Origin of the sequence: Pseudomonas sp. CM25, from assembly GCF_013179705.1 — a bacterium.
GTDB lineage: Bacteria > Pseudomonadota > Gammaproteobacteria > Pseudomonadales > Pseudomonadaceae > Aquipseudomonas.
In genome coordinates this window covers 1-5,935 of record NZ_JABMCW010000323.1, presented here as the reverse complement: position 1 = coordinate 5,935, position 5,935 = coordinate 1, and the positions used below count along the sequence as shown (strand labels likewise).

Below are 5,935 nucleotides of genomic sequence, written 5' to 3'. Positions count from 1 at the left end.
AGCCGGTGTCGCTGTACGCCGCCAGCAAACGCGCCAATGAGCTGATGGCGCACAGCTATGCGCACCTCTACCAGCTGCCAACCACCGGCCTGCGGTTTTTTACCGTGTATGGGCCGTGGGGGCGCCCCGACATGGCGTTGTTCAAGTTCACTCGCGCCATGCTCGAAGGCCGGCCGATCGAGGTTTACAACAACGGCCTGATGGGGCGCGACTTCACCTATATCGACGACATCGTCGAGAGCGTCGTGCGCTTGCGCCTGAAACCGCCACAGCCTGCCGCCGGCCAACCGCCCTGCCAGCTGTTCAACATCGGCCGCGGCCAGCCCGTGCGGCTGTTGCACTTTGTCGAATGCCTCGAAGACGCATTGGGGATCAAGGCGCGGCGCGACTACCTGCCCCTGCAACCGGGTGACGTGCTGGAAACCTGGGCGGATGTGGGTTCGCTGGCGCGCTGGATCGACTTTACCCCAGCCACGTCCCTGGAATACGGCGTGAATGCCTTTGTCGGCTGGTACCGGGACTTCTACCGGGTCTGAGCCGAGCAATCCCGACACGATGACAGGAAACCCCATGACAGACCCACTGGACCTCTCGATACTCATCCCCGCCAGGAACGAGGTCGACAACCTGCCGTCACTGCTGATGGAAATTCGCAGTGCACTGGCGGCCGAAAACTATGAAGTACTGGTAGTCGATGACGGCAGCAGCGACCGCACCGTAAGCGTACTGCAGCAACTGAAAAGCCAGGGCTACAGGCAACTGCGCATCCTCCGTCACGACCGTTCGCTGGGCCAGAGCACTTCGCTGTGGCATGCCGCACAGGCGGCCCGCGGGCATTGGTTGGCGACCCTGGACGGCGACGGCCAGAACGACCCGGCCGACATCCCCGGCATGCTCGCCCTGGTGCGCGCGAACCAGGACTTGGCCGGCGGCGTCAAGCTGGTGGCCGGGCACCGGGTGAACCGCCGCGACAGCGCCAGCAAGCGCTGGGCCTCGCGGTTTGCCAATGGCCTGCGCAGCCGCCTGCTCAAGGACGCCACGCCCGATACCGGCTGCGGGCTGAAACTGATCGAGCGCGCTGCGTTCCTGCGTCTGCCCTACTTCGACCACATGCACCGTTTCATCCCGGCGCTGATTCTGCGCCACAACGGCCGCATGCTGGTGCACCCGGTCAACCACCGGCCACGTCATGCCGGCGTTTCCAAGTATGGCAACCTCGACCGCGCCCTGGTTGGCATCCTCGACCTGTTCGGGGTGTGGTGGCTGATCCGCCGCACGCGCCTGGACACGCTCCCGCAGGAGCTTGAAGGATGACCCGCGAGACCCTGTGGCTGATCATCGGCTTCGCCGGCCAGGCGGTGTTCACCGGGCGCTTCGTGTTGCAGTGGCTGTACAGCGAATTCAAGCGCCGCAGCATGATACCCGTAGGTTTCTGGTACCTGAGCATGCTCGGCAGCGCGTTGCTGCTGACCTACGCCATCTACCGGCAAGACCCGGTATTCATCATCGGCCAGAGCTTCGGCTTTCTGGTCTACCTGCGCAACCTGCAATTGATCGCCCGCCAGCAGGAACAGAAGGAATAGACCTTGGCAAACTTCAAGACACTCAGGGCCGAACGCTGGGCCCTGATCGCCCTCGCGGTGCTGCTGGTGGGCGCAGGTATCGGCTGGCGCCAGCCGATGAATGTCGATGAAGAACGCTTTCTCGGCGTGGCCCTGGAAATGCTGCAAAGCGGCAACTGGTTCATCCCCCACCGGGCAGCGGAAATCTATGGCGACAAGCCGCCGCTGTTCATGTGGACCGTGGCCTTGTTCAGCTACCTGAGCGGCTCGCCCAAGGTCGCCCTGTACCTGCCTGGGCTGCTGTCGGCAGCGACCATCACCTGGGTGTTGCACGACCTCGGGCGACGCCTGTGGAACCGGCGCATCGGCGTGATTGCCGCGTTGCTGTTCCTGGCCACGTACCAGAGCTACAGCATCCTGCGCACCGGGCAGATCGACAGTTTTCTGTGCCTGTGGGTGGCGCTGGGCTTCTACGGTATGGTCCGCCACCTGCTGCTAGGGCCGGCCTGGGGCTGGTTCTACCTGGCTTGCGCAGCCATGGGCCTGGGCATCATCAGCAAAGGGGTGGGCTTTGTTCCGGCACTGATGCTGCTGCCCTACGCCTGGGCGGTGCGTCAGCGTTGGGGCGGCGTGGTCGCCATGCGGGGCCAGGGTTGGCGCTGGAGCCTGGGGCTGCTGTGCATGCTGGCCGGTTGCGCGGTCTGGCTGCTGCCGCTGCTGGTGTCGATTGCCCAGGGTGGTGGTGCGGCAGAGGTGGCCTACCTGAAGGAAATCCTGTTGCGTCAAACCGCCAGCCGCTATGCCAACGCCTGGGACCATCGCGAACCCTTCTGGTACTTCTTCGTCAAGGTCATTCCCAAGTACTGGCTGCCGCTGATCCTGGCCCTGCCCTGGCTGGTACCGGCGTGGCGCCGGCAATTGCAAAAACACGACGGCCGCTACCTGCTGCTGCTGGGTTGGGTGGCACTGGTGCTGCTGTTTTTCAGCCTCAGCAGTGGCAAGCGCAAGCTGTACATCTTCCCGGCGCTGCCAGGCCTGGTGCTGGCCATGGCGCCGCTGGTGCCGTGGTTGCTCAAGCGCTGGTTGCAGCAGCGGCCAGGCTGGCGCAAGGCGTTTACCACCGTGGCTCTGGTATGGTTTGCGCTGTGGCTTGCCCGCGGTTTCATCGAGCCCGTCAAGGAAGGCCGTAACCCGCATGACACGCTGATGAGCGAAGCCGCACGCGCCACTGGCGGCGCCGAACTGGTACTGGTGAACTGGCGCGAAGGGCACTGGCTGTTTGCCCGGCAACCCATCGTGCACTTCGGTTTTACCGGCCAGTCCAGGGCCGATTCTGCCGCTTACTGGCTGCGTCAGAATCCGGCGGCCTTTGCCCTGATCCCGGCCACGGAGCTGGGCCGCTGCTTCAGCGCCGACAAGGCGCGCAAGCTGGGCGAAACCTCGCGGGCCGAGTGGTATGTGGTCGGCGCCGATGCCGACAATGGCCAGTGCCAGGCCGCTGCCCCTCACAACGTGTATCGCTTTGCCTGGGCCACAATGCCCGAGGGCCTGCACGCAGCAGCACAGGTCTCCGGGCAATAAGCTGAATTCAGGGTGTGGCGGCGGTCACAGGTGGATCAAGCTGCAACACCTCGTTGGTGTACGCCCACTCCTTCTGTACCAGGTCGGGGTGGTCGTTCAGGCGCATGCCGTACGACGGAATGATCTGCTTGATCTTCGCCTGCCACTCAGGCGATGCCAGCTTGTCCTTGAACACTTTGTTCAGTACATCGAGCATGATCGGTGGTGCAGTCGAGGCGCCCGGTGACGCGCCGAGCAAGCCGGCGATGCTGCCGTCCCTGGACACCACCACTTCCGTACCCAGCTTGAGAACGCCCCCCAACGCCTGGTCTTTCTTGATGATCTGCACCCGCTGGCCCGCCTGCCACAGCCGCCAGTCGCCCTGCTTGGCCTCGGGGAAGTAGGTGCGCAGCGCCTCGAAGCGGTCATCGTCGGATTGAAGTACTTGGCCGATCAGGTACTGCACCAGGTCGAACTCGCGTACCCCTACCCGCACCATCGGCCAGGCGTTGTGCACGCTGGTGCTGGCCAGCAGGTCGAGCAACGAGCCTTGCTTGAGGAACTTGGTCGAGAAGGTGGCGAACGGCCCGAACAGGATCATGCGCTTGCCATCGAGCACCCGCGTATCCAGGTGAGGCACCGACATCGGTGGTGCGCCGGTGGCGGCAATGCCGTAGGCCTTGGCCATGTGGCGCTGGGCGATGGCCGGATTGTCGGTGACCAGGAACGAACCCCCGACCGGAAAGCCGGCATAGTCCTTGGCTTCGTCGATGCCCGACTTCTGCAGCAGTGGCAACGCTGCGCCGCCTGCGCCAATGAACAGGAACTTGGCGTCGGTGGCCGCCTTGCTGCCATCCTTGAGGTTCTTGTATTCCACATGCCACGACCCGTCATCGTTGCGGGTGATGTCTTGTACTTCGCTGGACAGCTTCAGGTCGAAGTTCGGCCGTGTCTGCAGGTAGCCCACGTATTGCCGGGTGATTTCGCCAAAGTTGACGTCGGTGCCGATCGGCGTCCAGGTTACCGCCAGCTTCTGGTTGGGGTCGCGGCCTTCCATCATCAACGGTACCCACTTGCGGATCTGCTCGTGGTCTTCGGAATACTGCATGGGCTTGAACAGCGGGCTGGCCTGCAGCGCCTCGTAGCGCTTTTTCAGGAAGCGGATATTGTCATCGCCCCACACAAAGCTCATGTGCGGGGTGGTATTGATAAACGAGTGCGGGTTCTTCAATACGCCCTGCTTCACCTGCCAGGCGAGAAACTGACGCGTGACCTGGAACGACTCGTTGATCTCCACCGCCTTGCTGATATCGACCTTGCCGTCTTTTTCCGGGGTGTAGTTGAGTTCCGCCAGTGCCGAGTGCCCGGTACCGGCGTTGTTCCAGCCGTTGGAGCTTTCTTCGGCCACCTTGTCCAGGCGCTCGACCATTTCCATCGACCAGCCCGGCTCCAGCTCGTTTAGCCAGACGGCCAGGGTTGAACTCATGATGCCGCCACCCACCAGCATCACATCGACCTTTCTGGTTTCCGCTGCCTGGGCATTGAACATGCCCAGCGCCAGCGCCAGGCCGGCCAGCGCCAGTTCCGGCTTGATGGTGATCTTCATAACCTCTCCCGTACCTTGTTGCTATCCGTAAATGTCCAGCCACAAGCTTAGCTGACGGATTTAGTCGGGTTTGCGCGCCGATAATTACGACGGGCTGCCTACTCTGAGCTTGCAATCGGGCGCTTCTCAAAATACTGTATGAATATTCAGTATCGCGAGCCAGTGCCATGCAACTCATCGCCAAACTCGGCATCCTCGCCGACGCCGCCAAGTACGACGCCTCCTGCGCCAGCAGTGGCGCGCCCAAGCGCAATTCACGTGGCGGCGACGGGCTGGGGGCGACCAACGGCATGGGCATCTGTCACAGCTACACACCCGATGGCCGCTGCGTATCCCTGCTGAAGATACTGCTGACCAACTTTTGCCTGTACGACTGCCAGTACTGCGTGAACCGCCGCTCCAGCAACGTGCCGCGCGCCCGCTTCAGCCCTGAAGAGGTAGTGCGCCTGACCCTGGACTTCTACCGCCGCAATTGCATCAGCGGGCTGTTTCTCAGCTCCGGCATCATACGCTCGGCGGACTACACCATGGAGCAGCTGATCCGCGTGGCTCGGCTGTTGCGCGAAGAGCACAACTTCCGCGGCTACATTCACCTGAAGACCATCCCCGATGCCGACCCGCTGCTGATCGAGGAGGCCGGTCGCCTGGCCGACCGCCTCAGCGTCAACATCGAACTGCCCACCGATGCCAGCCTCAAGCGCCTGGCGCCGGAAAAGCACGCACATACCATTCGCCAGGCCATGGGCGTAATCCATCAGGGCCAGCAGGCTGTCGCCAACGAGCCCAAGGCACCACGCTTCACTCCCGCCGGGCAGAGCACCCAGGTCATCGTTGGCGCCGACAGCACTGACGACAGCACCTTGCTGCGCAATTCCGAATCGCTGTATCAGGGTTATGGCCTGAAGCGTGTGTACTACTCAGCCTTCAGTCCGATCCCCGACAGCCCCGGCAGTGTGCCCCTGGCCGCGCCGCCACTGCTGCGCGAGCACCGCCTGTACCAGGCTGACTTCCTGCTGCGTGGCTACGGCTACAAGGCGGGCGAATTGCTCGGCCAGGTTGGCAACCTGGCTCTGGACATCGACCCCAAGCTGGCATGGGCACTGGCCAACCGCGATGTCTTCCCGCTGGACGTGAACCGCGCTGAACCCGCCCTGCTGGCGCGCATTCCGGGTATCGGCCTGCGCAGCGTGCAGCGCCTGGTTGCGCT

6 protein-coding genes are annotated in these 5,935 nt (G+C 63.3%); 5 read left to right on the top strand and 1 reads right to left on the bottom strand.

Features of this window, described 5'->3' with window-relative positions; translation table 11 throughout:
• The 4 genes from HP546_RS24395 to HP546_RS24380 form a co-directional block, all read left to right on the top strand.
• On the top strand, positions 1–536 hold a 536-nt coding region (locus HP546_RS24395; RefSeq protein WP_172230598.1), incomplete at its 5' end, for an NAD-dependent epimerase/dehydratase family protein.
• Between the two features lie 34 nt (positions 537–570).
• Positions 571–1,314 (top strand): glycosyltransferase family 2 protein, encoded by a 744-nt coding sequence (locus HP546_RS24390; RefSeq protein ID WP_172230595.1) that lies wholly within the window; start codon positions 571–573, stop codon positions 1,312–1,314.
• Complete coding sequence (locus HP546_RS24385) at positions 1,311–1,583, top strand: lipid-A-disaccharide synthase N-terminal domain-containing protein (protein WP_172230592.1); 273 nt, start codon at positions 1,311–1,313, stop codon at positions 1,581–1,583. The genes HP546_RS24390 and HP546_RS24385 overlap by 4 nt, the downstream gene beginning before the upstream one ends.
• A 3-nt stretch (positions 1,584–1,586) precedes the next feature.
• A complete protein-coding gene (locus HP546_RS24380) occupies positions 1,587–3,143 on the top strand; it encodes a glycosyltransferase family 39 protein (RefSeq protein ID WP_172230589.1) in 1,557 nt (518 codons plus the stop codon).
• Positions 3,144–3,150: 7 nt separating this feature from the next.
• Here the strand turns inward: HP546_RS24380 and mqo are convergent, their stop codons facing one another.
• Positions 3,151–4,728: a malate dehydrogenase (quinone) gene (gene mqo / locus HP546_RS24375; protein ID WP_172230586.1), complete on the bottom strand. Its 1,578-nt coding sequence runs from the start codon at positions 4,726–4,728 to the stop codon at positions 3,151–3,153.
• A 167-nt stretch (positions 4,729–4,895) separates the two neighbouring features.
• Here mqo and HP546_RS24370 point away from each other — a divergent pair.
• On the top strand, positions 4,896–5,935 hold a 1,040-nt coding region (locus HP546_RS24370; RefSeq protein WP_172230583.1), incomplete at its 3' end, for a putative DNA modification/repair radical SAM protein.

What these genes read in the sequence shown, in the direction of transcription:
- HP546_RS24390 (WP_172230595.1), top strand. Translation starts at nt 571, where the DNA reads ATGACAGACCCACTGGACCTCTCGATACTCATCCCCGCCAGGAACGAG.
- mqo (WP_172230586.1), bottom strand. Translation starts at nt 4,728, where the DNA reads ATGAAGATCACCATCAAGCCGGAACTGGCGCTGGCCGGCCTGGCGCTG.
- HP546_RS24385 (WP_172230592.1), top strand. Translation starts at nt 1,311, where the DNA reads ATGACCCGCGAGACCCTGTGGCTGATCATCGGCTTCGCCGGCCAGGCG.